Here is a 14,337-nt window from a genome sequence, read left to right on the forward strand (position 1 = left end):
CGGCGTCCGGCAAGCTTCTTATCCCTTGACTCGGTACGGTCGAGTATGATTCATCGAACGGTGCGTTCACGAGAGTTGTCGGGAGTATCGACCGATGCGTAGCGCGAAAATCGTCTGTACGCTCGGCCCGGCCAGCGAGTCGGTCGACCAGATTGCGTCGCTAGCGGAGGCGGGGATGTCCGTCGCCCGACTCAACGCCAGTCACGGGTCGCCGGAACACCGGCGCACGATGATAGAGCGCATCCGGGAGGTCGACGACATCGTCGACTCCCCGGTGGCCTCGATGCTCGACATGCCCGGCCCGGAGGTCCGGACGGCGCCCGTCCGCGAGCCTATCGACCTCGTCGAGGGGTCGACCATCCGTTTCGTGGTGGGCGACGAAGCGACTCCCGAAGAAGTCGGGCTCTCCCAGTCTATCACTAGCGTCGAGCCGGGGGACCGCGTCCTGCTGGACGACGGCCGCATCGAGACCACGGTGGACCGCGTCGAGGGCGACGTGGTGTACGCCAACGTCGAGAACGGCGGCGAACTCGGCGCTCGCAAGGGCGTCAACGTCCCCGGCGTCGAACTCGGCCTGCCGACCATCACCGAGAACGACGAGCAGGAACTCGACGTCGCCGCGGAGATGGAACCGGACTTCGTGGCCGCCTCCTTCGTCCGCGACGGCGAGGCCATCTACGAGATAAATCAGGCGCTCGAAGACCGCGGCGTCGACATCCCCATCATCGCGAAAATCGAGCGGGCCGGGGCCGTCGAGAACCTCGACTCCATCATCGACGCCGCCTACGGTATCATGGTCGCTCGCGGTGACCTCGGCGTCGAGTGTCCGCTCGAAGACGTGCCCATCGTCCAGAAGCGCATCATCCGGAAGTGCCACCAGGCGGGCGTCCCGGTCATCACCGCGACGGAGATGCTCGACTCGATGGTCCACTCCCGCCGGCCGACGCGAGCGGAGGCGTCGGACGTGGCCAACGCCGTCCTGGACGGTACCGACGCCGTGATGCTGTCGGGCGAGACGGCCATCGGCGACCACCCGACTCGCGTCGTCGAGACGATGGACCGCATCGTCCGGGACGTCGAGTCCAGCGAGGAGTACGCCGAGTCCCGGGAACAGCGCGTCCCGACGGCCGGCAACACGCGGACCGACGCGCTCGCCCGGTCTGCCCGGTTCCTCGCTCGGGACATCGGGGCGTCGGCCGTCGTCGCCGCTTCGGAGTCCGGGTACACCGCACTGAAGGCCGCGAAGTTCCGGCCGTCGATTCCCATCGTGGCGTCGACACCAAGTGAGGACGTCCGTCGACGTCTCGCGCTCTCGTGGGGCATCACGCCGGTCACGACGCAGTACACCACCGACGGCGCCGACGCCATCATCCAGAACGCGGTCCAGTCGGCCCTCGACACCGAGGCGGCCGAGGGCGGTGACACCGTCGTCGTCCTCTCCGGGATGATGACGGAACTCGAAGGGATGAACACGGCCAACATGCTGAAGGTCCACGTCGCCGCCGAGACGATAGCCAACGGCCGCTCCGTCGTCGACGGACTGGTCACCGGACAGGTGTACCACGTCGACGACGGCGACATCGCCGACGTGCCCGACGGGGCCATCGTCGCCGTCTCGGAGGACTTCGACGGCGAGTTCACCGGCGACACCACACGCCTCGGGGGCATCGTCGATGCCCACGAAGGTATCACGAGTTACGCCGCCATCGTCGCCCGCGAACTCTCCATCCCCATGGTCTCGGACGCCAAACTGCCTGCGCACGTGGAGAACGGGACAGTAGTGACGTTAGACGCCGAACGCGGCGTCGTCTACGAGGAGGCCGTCGGACGCGAGCGACTGGACGACGACGCACGGTAACACGGGCGTACTCGAATCTGTGTTATTAAGTAGCGGAAGGGCGACCTACCCACCAACATGGCCGTATACGCAGGGGTCGACCTCGGCGCGACACACATCCGTGCGGTCCTCGGTGACGCGTCCGGAACGCCGATAGCGTCGTTCAAGCGCGAGACGCCGCGCGGGCCGAACGGCATCGCGGTCACCGAAGCGGTGCTGGACGCGCTCCGCGAGGCGTGTGCCGCCGCCGACGTGGCACCCACGGACGTGACGGCGGCCGGTATCGGCTCGTTCGGGCCGCTGGACCTCGCGGAGGGCGTCGTCGAGAACCCGGCGAACCTCCCCGACACTATCGACCGTATCCCGCTGACCGGTCCGGTCGAGAACCTGCTGGGCACGTCGCAGGTGTACCTCCACAACGACGCCAACGCGGGCGTCATCGGCGAGCGCTACAACTCCGACCGGAACCCCGACGACATGGTGTACCTGACCATCTCCTCGGGTATCGGCGCTGGCGTCGCCGTCGACGGGAACATCCTCAGTGGCTGGGACGGCAACGCGGGCGAGGTCGGCCACCTGACCATCGACCCCCACGGGTTCATGACGTGTGGCTGTGGCCACGACGGCCACTGGGAAGCGTACTGTTCCGGCGAGAACATCCCACGGTACGCCACGCAACTCCACCGCGAGGACCCCGTCGAGACGGCCCTCCCCATCGAAACCGAAGGGTTCGACGCCGCCGACGTCTTCGAGTACGCCGGCGAGGACGACTTCGCCTCGCACGTGCTGGACCAAATCTGTCACTGGAACGCCATCGGCGTCGCCAACATCGTCCACTCCTACGCTCCGCTCGTCATCTACGTCGGTGGGGCCGTCGCCATCAACAACCCCGAACAGATTCTCGACCCGATTCGCGACCGCCTCGACCAGATGGTCATGTCGAACATCCCCGACATCCAGTTGACGACGCTCGGGGACGACGTGGTCGTCCGCGGCGCACTCGCCTCGGCGCTGACAGAGGGGACCGGCGACCCGGCCAGAGGGGTCTGAAGAGCGCTCTTCCGTTCGTCTCGTGACGGTGAGCGACGGCACCGCTCGACGGTAGTGTCGACACGAAAACGGGCGGCCGCTCGGCGTCGGGGGTCGCGCCTCGCTACTGTCGTAAGTCGTAGAGCCGACGGAACACCGTCGGGGGGAACCGCGGGTCGACCCTGCTGGGTGGTCGTCCCTGCCCGCTCTGTGCCTCGGACTGGACGCGTTCGACGACGCCGGCCTCGGCCATCTCGTAGAGGAACCGTTTGACGGTCCCCGCCGAGAGGTCGACGGCGGTCGACCCGCTGATGGCTTCCGTCGTCGCCGTGACGGACGACCGGTCCTTGGGTCCAAGGTCGACCAGTTCCCTGAGGACCGCCTGCCGGTTGGGTGGCAAGGAGAGGACGATCCCCAGCGAGACGCAGGGGTCGGGCATCTCCTCGAACGCCGACTCGATGTCGGCTGGCGTCAACTGGGCCCGCCCGGCCTCGCTCGCCCGGTCGGTCGCGATGAACAGCGCCGCCAGTGCGTCGTGGGAGTCGCCGTTGGCCCACTCGGCGATGTCGCGGGCGAGGCCGTGGTCCAGCGCTTGCTGGGCGAGACCGACCGACGCCCGAGTCATCAGGACGTCGACCAGCATCTGTCGCTGGTAGTGGTCGACGTGGATGGACTCAGCGGTGTACTCCGTGAGTACCGTCTCCGTCGGGTTCAGCCGGCCGATTGCCAGCCAGCTGACGTTGCTCGGCAGGCCGGCGAAGAGGTCGACGAGGTCGCTCTCGCTGGTGCTTCGAGGTTCGCCGACGTGGTCGACGGTGACGACGACGCCGGTTCGCGTGCCGCCGAGCACCTCGTGGAGACGCGAGCGGAGCGTCTCCGTCCCGATGCCGTGTTCCGGAACCGACTCCTCGACGAGCGCGTCCAGCACCGCGTGGTAGAACGCGAACTCGCTCGTGGTCTGGCGCGCGTCGACGTAGACGAACGCCGGCGAGGTCGGTGACTGGGCACGCGTGCTGGTGTGAATGACCGCTCGGTTCTCGGTCGGGAGTTGTTCGAGCTGTGTGAAGAGTGCCGTCACGACCGCCGACTTCCCCGACCCTTTCGGTCCGTAGACGTACGCGTTCGGCGGCAGTTTGCCGTCGAAGACGGGGTCGAGATGGTCGAGCAGGCGCTCGAGAACCGGGCCCCGGTCCGCCGGTTCCTCGATGTGTGTGACCGGCGAGAGCGACTCGTAGTCTTGGATCAGCCGCGGCTCGCCGTCACGGCGCTGCCGACGTTTGATTCGCGCTTCGATATCCATGCTTAGATTCGGGTGTTTCGGTATGTACCGCTCGTTTTGAGAAACAAAAAGGCGTGTGAATTACGGCAGCGGGATCCAGACGGACGTCGGGAAGACGCCGACCAGAGCGAGGACGGCGATGATGAACGTCGAGACGACGATGGCCGCGGCCGGCGGGTCGAAGTGGGTGTCCGAGTGGGCGTAGAAGATACGCTGGATGGTCTCACCGGCGAGAGCGCCGATGAGTCCGAACACCCCGGCGGTGATTATCTGGATCGGTTCGCCGCCGAGCGGTGCGACCGCGAGCGCCGCCGTGCTGGCGGGCAGGGTCATGTGGTGCGTGACCGGAATCTTCTCGACGCCGAGGTTCAGGAACGTCAGCGACGCCGCGGAGATACCGAACCCGAGGAACGCGCTCCCGGTGACGATGGCTATCCAGCCGCCGAGCAGACCGGCGACGATGCCGATCATAGCGACGTTGCTCCACTTGTACTGGTGGGGGAGCCACGGTTCGACGGCCAGCCGAGTGGCACCGGCCGTACCGCCGTCGGTGGCGACGCGTTCTTCACCCTTCTCGAAGGGGGACATGTCGAGGACGCTGCGGTCGCCGGCACCCACGATGGGGTAGCCGAAGGCGAGTCGGTGAGCGACGGCCGAGAGGACCACAGCGATGGCGATGGGGTCCCACGGCGCGCCGATGCCGGCCGAGACGCGAGTGATGACCAGACCGAGGATACCGAAGAGACCACCGACGGCGAGGATGTCCGGGCGGGTGCCCAGCGCGTACGCGATGTCCTTCGCCGGGTGGTAGTCACCGTCCGCCGGTTCCGGCATGCCGTCGTTCTTCGCGGCGTAGGCGGCCGCTGCCGCGCCGGCCGCGAACGAGACGTGCGGCCCGAACACCGGACCGAAGGCGATAGAGCCGGTCACACCGACCCCGATTTCGCCGCCGGCGATGTCGAGCACCGAGCCGAGTTCGGCGACGAGGATGTTGACGGCCTCGCCGGCGATGACCATGAACCCGGTGAAACAGAACGCCGGGAGCGCGCCGAGAGCGGCCCCGAACGCGCCGCCCGCGAAGGCGGCCAGCAGGAGCGCGATGAAGCGCGGCACCTCGACGCCGAACAGCGGAATCTGGAGGAGCAGGTCTGCCACCATACGTTATTCCTCCTGTGCCCAGTCCAGTGACTTCTCGACGGCGTCGTCCCAGCGACTGTACAGTTTGTCGACTTCCTCGGCGTCCTTCTCGGGGCTGAACTCGCGGTCGATCTGCCAGTTGTCGCGGAGTTCGTCTACGGTGTCCCAGTAGCCGACGGCCAGACCCGCGGCGTACGCGGACCCGAGCGCGGTCGTCTCGTCGACTTCCGGACGGGCGATGTCCGTCTGGATGATGTCGGACTGCAGTTGACAGAGGAAGTTGTTCTTGACCGCACCGCCGTCGACGCGCAGCGACGTCGTCTCGACGCCGGAGTCGGCCTCCATGGCCTCGGCAACGTCGCGCGTCTGGTACGCGATAGATTCGAGGGTGGCACGCACGATGTGTTCCTTCCGGGTCCCACGCGTCATGCCGACGATGGTCCCTCGGGCACGGCCGTCCCAGTGGGGGGCACCGAGGCCCGTGAAGGCCGGCACCATGTAGACGCCGTCGGTCGAGTCGACCGAGCGGGCCAGTTCCGCCGTCTGGGCGGCGTTGTTGATGAGGTCGACGTCTTCGAGCCACTCGATCGCGGCACCGGTGATGAAGATAGCGCCCTCCAGTGCGTACTGGACGGGTTCGCCGGACATCTGGAAGCCGATGGTCGTCAGGAGCCCGTGGTCGGACTTGACGGCCTCGGTCCCGGTGTTCATCAGGTAGAACGACCCGGTGCCGTACGTGTTCTTCGCGTCACCCTCGTCGAAACAGGTCTGACCGAACAGCGCGGCCTGCTGGTCACCCAGTGCGCCGGCGACGGGAATCTCCTCGCCGAGGAAGCCGTCGGCGTCGGTCGTCCCGTAGAAGTCCTCGTCGGAGGACGGGCGGACCTCCGGCACCATCGACTCGGGCACGCCGAACTCGTCTAGGAGTTCGTCGTCCCACTCTAGGTCCCGGATGTTGTACAGCATCGTCCGCGACGCGTTGGTGACGTCCGTGATGTGGTTCCCGGTGAGATTGTAGATGAGCCACGTGTCGATGGTCCCCATCATGAGCTCGCCGGCCTCGGCGCGGTCTTGCAGGTCCTCCCCACGGGAACTCTGCATCTTGAGCGGTTCGGCGTTCTCGAGGATCCACTCGGTCTTCGTCGCGGAGAAGTACGCGTCACACTCGAGCCCCGTCTTCTCTCGAATCTCTTCGACCTTGCCGGCTTCCTGAATCTCCTCGACGCGGTCGGTCGTCCGACGGTCCTGCCAGACGAGCGCGTTGTGGACCGGCTTGCCGGTCTTCTTGTCCCACACGACCGTCGTCTCGCGCTGGTTCGTGATGCCCAGCGCCTCTATCTGACTGGCGTCGAGGTCGGCCTCGTCGAGGCCGCGCGTGACGACTTCCTGCGTGTTCTCCCAGATTTCGAGCGGGTCGTGTTCGACCCAGCCGGGTTCCGGGTAGATCTGTTCGTGCTTCTCGTACGCGTTGGCGACGACCTGTCCGCTGTGGTCGAATACCATGAACCGCGTACCGGTCGTACCTTGGTCGATCGAGCCGACGTATGTGTCTGCCATTGGTGTGTTCTCCGTTCGGGCGAGTCTTGTTTACCCAAGACCCCGCCTTGTGAGTAAACAATATAGTGAATCATTATAAAGATTACTCACGACGGCCGACCGGAGATAAAAAATACGAAACGATTGTTCTTTCAGTTTCTAGCGTACGTTCGGAGTCGTTTCTCCACCTGTTCGTTGACGCGTGCCAACTCCTCGTCAACTTGCTCGACGTTCGTAATGTGTTCGATACCCTCCTCTATCACCGTTCGTACGGTGTCGAACGGCCCGATCTGGGCTCCCCGGGTCGCCGTCGTGTCGGTCGTGGCGACCAACTGGTCGAACGCGGTGGCGTAGTGCGGGTTCCGTTCGAACCACCCGTCCGACCGTAGCTTCGGAATCGCCGCCTCGTGGACCGGGAAGTACCCCGTCTCGCGGTGCCACCGCATCTGCTGGTCCTGTTCGGTGAGCCACGTGAGGAACTGCCCGACCGCGTCCCGCGTCGCACGGGGTAACCCGTCACTGACCCACAGCGACGCGCCACCGACGAGGACGCCGGTCCGTTCGTCTTCGACCGGGAGCATCCCCGTGCCGACGTCGAAGTCGGCACCGGATTCGATGGCTTGCAACGACGACGAGGACCCGACGAGCATCGCCGCGTCGCCCGCGTGGAACGCGGTTCGCGCCTCCCCACGAGCCTCGATACCGGGGTTCAGATAGAGGCCGTCGGCCTCCATGGCGACCCACCACTCGACGAGCGACCGGGCGAACTCGTCGTCGAGATGCGCCGACTGGGGGACCCCAGCACGGCCGTTCTCCGCGTCGACTAGCAGTTCGTCGGCCTCGGCGAACCACTGCTCGACGAACCACGAGTAGTTCGCGAACGTGATGCCGTAGTCCGCACCGCTCCGTGAGACGAGTCGCTCGGCGGCGCTCCGGACCGCGTCGAACGTCCGCGGCGGTGATTCGGGGTCTAGCCCCGCCGCACGGAACGCGTCACGGTTGTACGCGAGGACGGGGTTCGAGGCGTTGAATGGGAGCGACTGCAACTGCCCGTCCATGCGGTAGTAGTTCGACACCGGGTCTATGAGCGAGTCGACGTGGTCGGCGGGGAGCAACCGTTCGACCGGCACGAAGTGGCCACTCTCGCGTGCGCGCGTACTGCCTATCTCGAACACCTGCGCGACGGTGGGGCCGTCCCCGGTGGCCGCTGCCTCGAGCGTCGCGTCGAGCGTCCCGCGATAGCTCCCCTTCGAGGTCAGCGAGACGCTGATGCCCTCGGTCTGGGACTCGAACTCGTCGGCGAGGGATTCGAGCAACAACGCCTTCTCTCCGCCCATCGCGTGCCAGAACTCCACTACCGTCTCGTCGGCGCTCGCCGACGTCCCCGCCCCGGCGAGCTCGAACCGATCGAGCGTGGCCTCCAGCGAATCGGCCCGTTCGGTGAGCGTCGACACACGGGTCGAGACTTCCGCCAGTTCCGTCGTCTGTTCCTGTGCGGCGTCGGCCGCGGTGTCGGCCTCCGCCGTGGTCCGGTCGCTTATCTCGCCCACTTCGTCGACCATCGAGACGACCTCCTGCGTGGACTGGGCCTGCGAGTCGGTCGCGTCGTCGATCTCCTGTACGCTCGCGTCCACCTCGTCCACACGCTCGACCACGGCGTCGAGTTCGTCGAGGGCCCGCTCGACGGCCTCGTGCGTGCTCTCGACGGTGGTCCGGGTGTGGTGCATCTCCTCGGCCGTCGCGTCGGCGTGGTCGTGCACCCTGTCGATGGAGGACGCTATCTCGTCGGTCGCCCGCTTCGTCTCGCTGGCGAGGTTCTTCACCTCGTCGGCGACGACGGTGAACCCGTCCCCCTCCGACCCGGCGCGTGCGGCCTCGATGTTGGCGTTGAGGGCCAGAATGTTGGTCTGGTCCGCCACGTCGGTGACGAACTCGACTATGTCCTCGATGTCGGTCATGCGGTCGTTCAGCCGTTCGACCTTCTGGGCCGTCTCCTCGGCGTGCCTCGTCAGTTGGTCGAGTTCCGCCATCGCGTCGCCGGCGGCCGCCTGTGCCGTCGACCCCCGACTGCTCGCCGCCTCCGAGGTGTCTGCTACCTCGTTGGCGGACGCGGCGATTTCCTCGATAGTGGCCGAGAGGCTCCGCATCTCGTCCGAGATGTCCTGAATGCGGTCACGCTGGGTCCGTGACCCCGCCGATATCTCGTCGACGGCCTCGCTGACGTCCCTGCTGGAGCCTTTCACGCTATCGATTCGGTCGTCGACGCGTTCGGTCGCCGACGACACCTGTTCACTGAACGAGGCCATGCGGTCGACGGTCTCGCGCCACTCCGAGACGAGGTCGTCGTACGCGTCGTAGAGGTCCGCCGCACGCTCGGTCGGCGGTTCCCCGGGCGTCGCGGTCAGGTCGCCCTCCGCGTTGGCCGCCGCGACGTCGGCCAGTCGGTCGACGGCCGACTCGAGGTCGCTCCGTCTGGCGCGCTCGGCGGCGAGTTCGTCTTCGAGACGTGCTATCTCTGCGGCTGCGCCGTCCTCCTCGTCAGGTGTGTCGGGCGTCGCCGTCGGTTTGCTCGTGTCCGTCTTCGCGCCCTGTGTGTCTGTGTCGGGAGTACGGTCCGCCGCTCCGCCGTCGGTCTCGACGGCGTCGTCTCCGAACGGGTTCCAGCCAGTCATGTCGGCCCCTCACTCCGTAGCTCGTGTGCTATCATGCTAATTCGTGTCCCACTAATCGCACATAATTGTACATAGTAGTTACTGAAGCCCCCCGTGCCGACAGTAACTGAGAAGTACTCCTCGTTCGCCCCTTCGAACACTGGCCAGTGACCGGATATTGGTGGTCTCAGCGGGGGGATCGGTCCAAACAGGACAAATCGTCAGAGAATTTTTACGTGCGTGGTCATCGTTCACACGATAGTCGAGACAATCATGATTACTAATAAAATTTACTGGCGAACCCCGGTTCAACGGTAAAATAAAGTGGATGGGCTCCAAAGCGCACGTATAACAGATGGCATCGACACCACACATCGCCGTCATCGGCGGCGGTTCGACCGGCGTTGGCATCGCCCGTGACCTCGCGATGCGAGGGCTCGACGTGACACTCGTCGAGCAGGGGAATCTCACACACGGGACGACCGGCCGGATGCACGGCCTGCTCCACAGCGGCGGGCGATACGCCGTCTCCGACCAGGCCAGCGCCACGGAGTGTATCGAAGAGAACCGCGTCCTGCGAGACATCGCCAGCCACTGCGTCGAGATGACCGGCGGGATGTTCGTCAAGCGCCCCGAGGACTCCGAGGAGTACTTTCAGGAGAAGTTACAGGGGTGTAAGGAGTGCGGCATCCCCGCGGACGTCGTCTCCGGTGCGGAAGCCCGCCAGATGGAGCCACACCTCGCGAAAGACGTCGAGAAGGCCATCACCGTCCCTGACGGCGCAATCGACCCCTTCCGTCTCGTCGTCGCGAACGCCGCCAGCGCCCAGGAACACGGCGCGCGCATCGAGACGCACTCGAAGGTGACGGACCTCCTCGTCGAGGACGACGAAGTGGTCGGTCTGGAAGTCGAACACGCCTCCGGGCCGGGCAAGCGAGTCCACGGGACCGAAGGCGGCACCGAGGAGATTCGCGCGGACTACGTCGTCAACGCGACGGGGGCGTGGGCCGGTCGCATCGGCGACATGGCCGACCTCGACATCGCCGTCAGGCCCTCGAAGGGCGTCATGACTATCATGAACATCCGACAGGTGGACACGGTCATCAACCGCTGCCGGCCGAAGGGCGACGCCGACATCGTGGTCCCCCACGAGACGACGGCCATCCTCGGGACCACGGACGAGGAAGTAGAAGACCCCGAAGACTACCCAGAGGAGCAGTGGGAAGTGGACCTGATGATAGAGACGCTGTCGGAACTGATTCCGATGCTCGAAGAGGCGCGGACGATTCGCTCGTTCTGGGGCGTCCGACCGCTGTACGAACCGCCGGACGTCGGCAGCGAGGACCCGACCGACATCACGCGGGATTTCTTCCTGTTGGACCACGACGAGCGTGACGACTTGCCGGGCATGACCAGCATCGTCGGCGGGAAGTTCACCACCTACCGGATGATGGGCGAGCAGATATCCGACCACGTCTGCGGCAAGTTCGGTATCGACGCCGAGTGTCGAACCGCCGACGAACCGCTGCCCGGCAGCGAGGACTTCTCCGTCCTCCGGGACTACATGGACGAGTTCGGTCTCCGGTCGCCAATCGGTCGCCGGAGCGTCGAACGCCTCGGCTCCCGGGCCGACGAGGTGCTCAAGACAGAGGGCCCGAACCCCACTGTCTGTGAGTGTGAGGGCGTCACCCGCGCCGAGATTCAGGACGCTATCAGCCAGTCCGGCTCCGACCTCAACGCCGTCCGCATCCGCACTCGCGCTTCGATGGGGAACTGTCAGGGCGGTATCTGCACGCATCGGATGGCCAGCGAACTCCACGGCGAGTACGACGAGGGAATCGTCCGCGAGGCGTGGGACGAACTCTTACAGGAGCGCTGGAAGGGCCAGCGACACGCCCTCTGGGGCGAACAACTCTCACAGGCGGCGCTGAACTACGCGCTGCACGCGACGACGCAGAACCGCGACAACGACCCCGCCGGTGGGGACCCGGTCGACTTCGCAGCCTTCGACTCCGGCGTCGACCACACCGACGACTCGGGGACGGCCGACGTCGCCGCCGACGGAGGGAAACCAGATGGCGATTGAGTCCGAAATCCTCGTCGTCGGCGGCGGTCTCGCGGGCCTCTCCAGTGCCCTCGCGGCCGCCCGCGACGGCGCCGACGTCCGCCTCGTCTCCTACAAGCAGAGCACGCTCCGGCAGGCGTCCGGGTTGGTCGACCTCCTCGGATACACGCCCGACGGGGAGGGCCCACTGACCGACCCCTACGCCGCGATGCCCGACCTGCCCGCTTCCCACCCGTACCGGACCGTCGGTGTCGAGACGGTCAGAGAGGCGATGGCGATGTTCGACGAGGTCAGCGGCTACGAAGGGGGCCACACCGACACCAACGCCCTCCTGCCCACCCACGGCGGGACCATCAAACCCACCGCCCGCTACCCACGCGGTGCGGCGGCAGGACTGGCGAGCGACGACCGGGACACCCTGTTTGTCGGCATCGAGTCGATGACGGACTTCGACGCGCCCCACGTGGCCGACCACTTAGACGCCGCCGGCGTCCCGTTCGACGTGCGCGGCGAGACCATCCGGTTCCCGGGCGACCTGCGAGCGGACGCGAAGGTGACACGGTACGCGAAACTCCTCGACACCAACGGCGAGGTGGCGGTGCGGGGCCGAAAGGTGCCGGCACGCGAGGCGCTCGCCCAGCGAGTGAACCCACTCGTCGAGGACGCGGAGCGCGTCGGCTTCCCCGCGATTCTGGGCGACGACAACCCCGGTGCCATCCGCGACGCCCTCGGCGACCAGATGGGCGTCGACGTGTTCGAGGTCCCGATGGGCCCGCCATCCCTGCCGGGCCTCCGACTCGAAGACAAGTTGTTCGAGGCGTTGGACGAGAGCGGTGCGAGTTTCGAGACCGGCAACCCCATCGTCGACTTCGACGGCGAGGGCCACGTAGAGCGCGTCTTCATGGAGAAGAACGGCGCACGCATCCCGCTCTCGGCCGACCAGTACGTCCTCGCGACTGGTGGCCTCGTCGGGAAAGGCGTCGAGTCCGACCGCGACGGGGTCAGCGAACCCGTCTTCGACTGTCACGTCCCCCACAGCGACGACCGGTACGACTGGTTCGACACCGACGTCTTCGGCGACCACCCGTTCGCCGGGTTCGGCGTCGAGACGGACGACGACCTGCGACCGCTGTCTGCGGATGGCGACGTGGAGTTCGACAACCTGCGGGCCGCGGGCAGTGTGCTCGGCGGCTACGACTTCGCGGCGGAGAAATCGGGTAGCGGCGTCTCGATTGCGACAGGCTACGCGGCGGGCACGAGCGCCGCAGCGGAGGTACGATGAGCGACGCACAACCTACAGACTTCGACCCAGTTGAACCGAACACGGGCGAGGGCTTCGAACCGGTCGAAGTGTTCCCCGAGAGCGACGACTTCGACCTGCGACCGGGCGCGGACTCCTGCTACAAGTGCTCGGTCTGTGATACGAACTGTCCGGTGGCGGAAGTCGACGACGACTTCCCCGGACCGAAGTTCCAGGGGCCCGAGCAGTGGCGCCTGAAACAGACCGACGACGACTACGAGATAGACGACTCGGTCATGTCGTGTTCGAACTGCATGCGCTGTGACTCGGCGTGTCCCTCGGGCGTGCCGCTGAGTCAGATGCACAACACCGCCCGCGGGGAGTACGTCGAGGAGCAGATGGACAAACTGTCCGTCGAGTACGTCCGCAACCGCATCCTCTCGAACTACCGCCTGTCGGCGAGTATCGCCAGCAAGGTACCACGACTCGCGAACTTCGCCATGAACTTCGGACCCGCCCGGTGGGTGATGGAGAAGACGATGGGCGTCACGAGCGAGCGTGACTTCCCCGAGTTCGCCCAGCAGACGTTCCGCGAGTGGTGGGCCGCCCGCGGCGGTGCCGACGCCTCCAGAGCGAACGCCGTCGAGAGCCGCGAACGCCGCGGCGAACCCGCCGACGCCGACAAGAAAGTCGCCTACTTCCACGGCTGTTACTCCAACTACAACACGCCGGACGTCGGCAAGGCGATGGTCCACGTCTTCGAACACTTCGGCTACGAAGTCGTCGCGCCCGAACAGAAGTGCTCGGGGACGCCGATGTTCGCAAACGGGATGCTCGACGACGCTCGCCGGCACGCCGAGGTCAACGTCTCGTCGATGTCGGACCTCGTCGACCAGGGATACGACGCCATCGCGTCCTGTACCTCCTGTTCGATGGCGCTCCGACAGGAGTACCCCGAACTGTTCGACATCGACGGCATCGAGAAAGTGGCTTCGAACACGTTCGAGGCCATCGAGTACCTCCGCATCCACGAGGACGTGAAAGGCGAGATAGAGTCCGCCGAAGTGTCGGGCGAACTGGCACAGGAGTTCGCCTACCACGCGCCGTGTCACGCCCGGAATCAGGGGCTCGAACGGCAGGCCGTCGAACTGTTTCGGGACCTCGACGGCGTCGGCGTCGAGGACGTCGGTGACTCCTGTTCGGGCATCTCGGGCACCTACGGCTGGAAGGAGGAGAAGTACGAGAAGTCCATGGAGATAGGTGACGAGATGTTCGAGCACATGGAACACGCCGAGGGCGAGACGGGCATGACCGAGTGCCCCACCTGTGCGATGCAGATGGAACACGGCACCGGCTACGAGATTCGCCACCCCCTCGAACTCGTCGAGGCCGCAGTGGTGGAGTGACGAGACGGAGATAGTTCGGTCGGCCTCGAATTCCGATATCGGCGTCTGTCCCAGTCTCGGTTTTCACGCTGATTTTACCGGGTGTGCCGCCGACTCGCCTGGTCGTCGATAGTGCCGCTCTTAGCGGCGAGAACCGCGAAAGAACAGGTGGTGAGCG

Annotated in this window: 9 protein-coding genes; 5 read left to right on the plus strand and 4 right to left on the minus strand. The window is 66.1% G+C overall.

Annotation, left to right across the window (positions count from 1 at the left end; genetic code table 11):
• Positions 1-94 precede the first annotated feature (94 nt).
• On the plus strand, positions 95-1,858 hold the full coding sequence (pyk, locus tag EGH21_RS09295) for a pyruvate kinase (RefSeq protein ID WP_220618200.1): 1,764 nt from the start codon (positions 95-97) through the stop codon (positions 1,856-1,858).
• Positions 1,859-1,915: 57 nt separating this feature from the next.
• A complete protein-coding gene (locus EGH21_RS09300; RefSeq protein WP_220618201.1) occupies positions 1,916-2,887 on the plus strand; it encodes an ROK family protein in 972 nt (323 codons plus the stop codon).
• Between the two features lie 103 nt (positions 2,888-2,990).
• On the opposite strand, the gene EGH21_RS09305 is transcribed toward EGH21_RS09300, so the two are convergent.
• The 4 genes from EGH21_RS09305 to EGH21_RS09320 form a co-directional block, all read right to left on the minus strand.
• Entirely contained in the window at positions 2,991-4,166 is a 1,176-nt protein-coding gene (locus tag EGH21_RS09305; RefSeq protein ID WP_220618202.1) for a Cdc6/Cdc18 family protein, read from the minus strand.
• A 60-nt stretch (positions 4,167-4,226) separates the two neighbouring features.
• Positions 4,227-5,303, minus strand: a complete 1,077-nt coding sequence (locus EGH21_RS09310) for a DUF7973 family transport facilitator (RefSeq protein ID WP_220618203.1) — start codon at positions 5,301-5,303, stop codon at positions 4,227-4,229.
• 3 nt (positions 5,304-5,306) lie between these two features.
• The gene (gene glpK / locus EGH21_RS09315) at positions 5,307-6,839 is read right to left on the minus strand and encodes a glycerol kinase GlpK (protein ID WP_220618204.1); all 1,533 of its coding nucleotides are present in this window, start codon (positions 6,837-6,839) and stop codon (positions 5,307-5,309) included.
• A gap of 131 nt (positions 6,840-6,970) precedes the next feature.
• Positions 6,971-9,490, minus strand: a complete 2,520-nt coding sequence (locus EGH21_RS09320; protein WP_220618205.1) for a methyl-accepting chemotaxis protein — start codon at positions 9,488-9,490, stop codon at positions 6,971-6,973.
• Between the two features lie 334 nt (positions 9,491-9,824).
• On the opposite strand from EGH21_RS09320, the gene glpA reads away from it, so the two are divergent.
• From glpA to EGH21_RS09335, 3 genes are read left to right on the plus strand one after another with little or no spacing between them, the layout of a single operon-like run.
• On the plus strand, positions 9,825-11,555 hold the full coding sequence (gene glpA, locus EGH21_RS09325) for an anaerobic glycerol-3-phosphate dehydrogenase subunit GlpA (RefSeq protein ID WP_220618206.1): 1,731 nt from the start codon (positions 9,825-9,827) through the stop codon (positions 11,553-11,555).
• Positions 11,545-12,816 (plus strand): glycerol-3-phosphate dehydrogenase subunit GlpB, encoded by a 1,272-nt coding sequence (gene glpB, locus EGH21_RS09330; protein WP_220618207.1) that lies wholly within the window; start codon positions 11,545-11,547, stop codon positions 12,814-12,816. The genes glpA and glpB overlap by 11 nt, the downstream gene beginning before the upstream one ends.
• Positions 12,813-14,180: an anaerobic glycerol-3-phosphate dehydrogenase subunit C gene (locus EGH21_RS09335; RefSeq protein WP_220618208.1), complete on the plus strand. Its 1,368-nt coding sequence runs from the start codon at positions 12,813-12,815 to the stop codon at positions 14,178-14,180. The genes glpB and EGH21_RS09335 overlap by 4 nt, the downstream gene beginning before the upstream one ends.
• The last annotated feature ends 157 nt before the right edge of the window (positions 14,181-14,337 follow it).

The sequence above is a fragment of the Haloarcula rubra genome, assembly GCF_019599465.1.
GTDB lineage: Archaea > Halobacteriota > Halobacteria > Halobacteriales > Haloarculaceae > Haloarcula > Haloarcula rubra.

Bases quoted from the DNA above. Each gene is read 5' to 3' on its own strand.
- pyk (WP_220618200.1), top strand. From the start codon at position 95: ATGCGTAGCGCGAAAATCGTCTGTACGCTCGGCCCGGCCAGCGAGTCG.
- EGH21_RS09300 (WP_220618201.1), top strand. From the start codon at position 1,916: ATGGCCGTATACGCAGGGGTCGACCTCGGCGCGACACACATCCGTGCG.
- EGH21_RS09305 (WP_220618202.1), bottom strand. From the start codon at position 4,166: ATGGATATCGAAGCGCGAATCAAACGTCGGCAGCGCCGTGACGGCGAG.
- EGH21_RS09310 (WP_220618203.1), bottom strand. From the start codon at position 5,303: ATGGTGGCAGACCTGCTCCTCCAGATTCCGCTGTTCGGCGTCGAGGTG.
- glpK (WP_220618204.1), bottom strand. From the start codon at position 6,839: ATGGCAGACACATACGTCGGCTCGATCGACCAAGGTACGACCGGTACG.
- EGH21_RS09320 (WP_220618205.1), bottom strand. From the start codon at position 9,490: ATGACTGGCTGGAACCCGTTCGGAGACGACGCCGTCGAGACCGACGGC.
- glpA (WP_220618206.1), top strand. From the start codon at position 9,825: ATGGCATCGACACCACACATCGCCGTCATCGGCGGCGGTTCGACCGGC.
- glpB (WP_220618207.1), top strand. From the start codon at position 11,545: ATGGCGATTGAGTCCGAAATCCTCGTCGTCGGCGGCGGTCTCGCGGGC.
- EGH21_RS09335 (WP_220618208.1), top strand. From the start codon at position 12,813: ATGAGCGACGCACAACCTACAGACTTCGACCCAGTTGAACCGAACACG.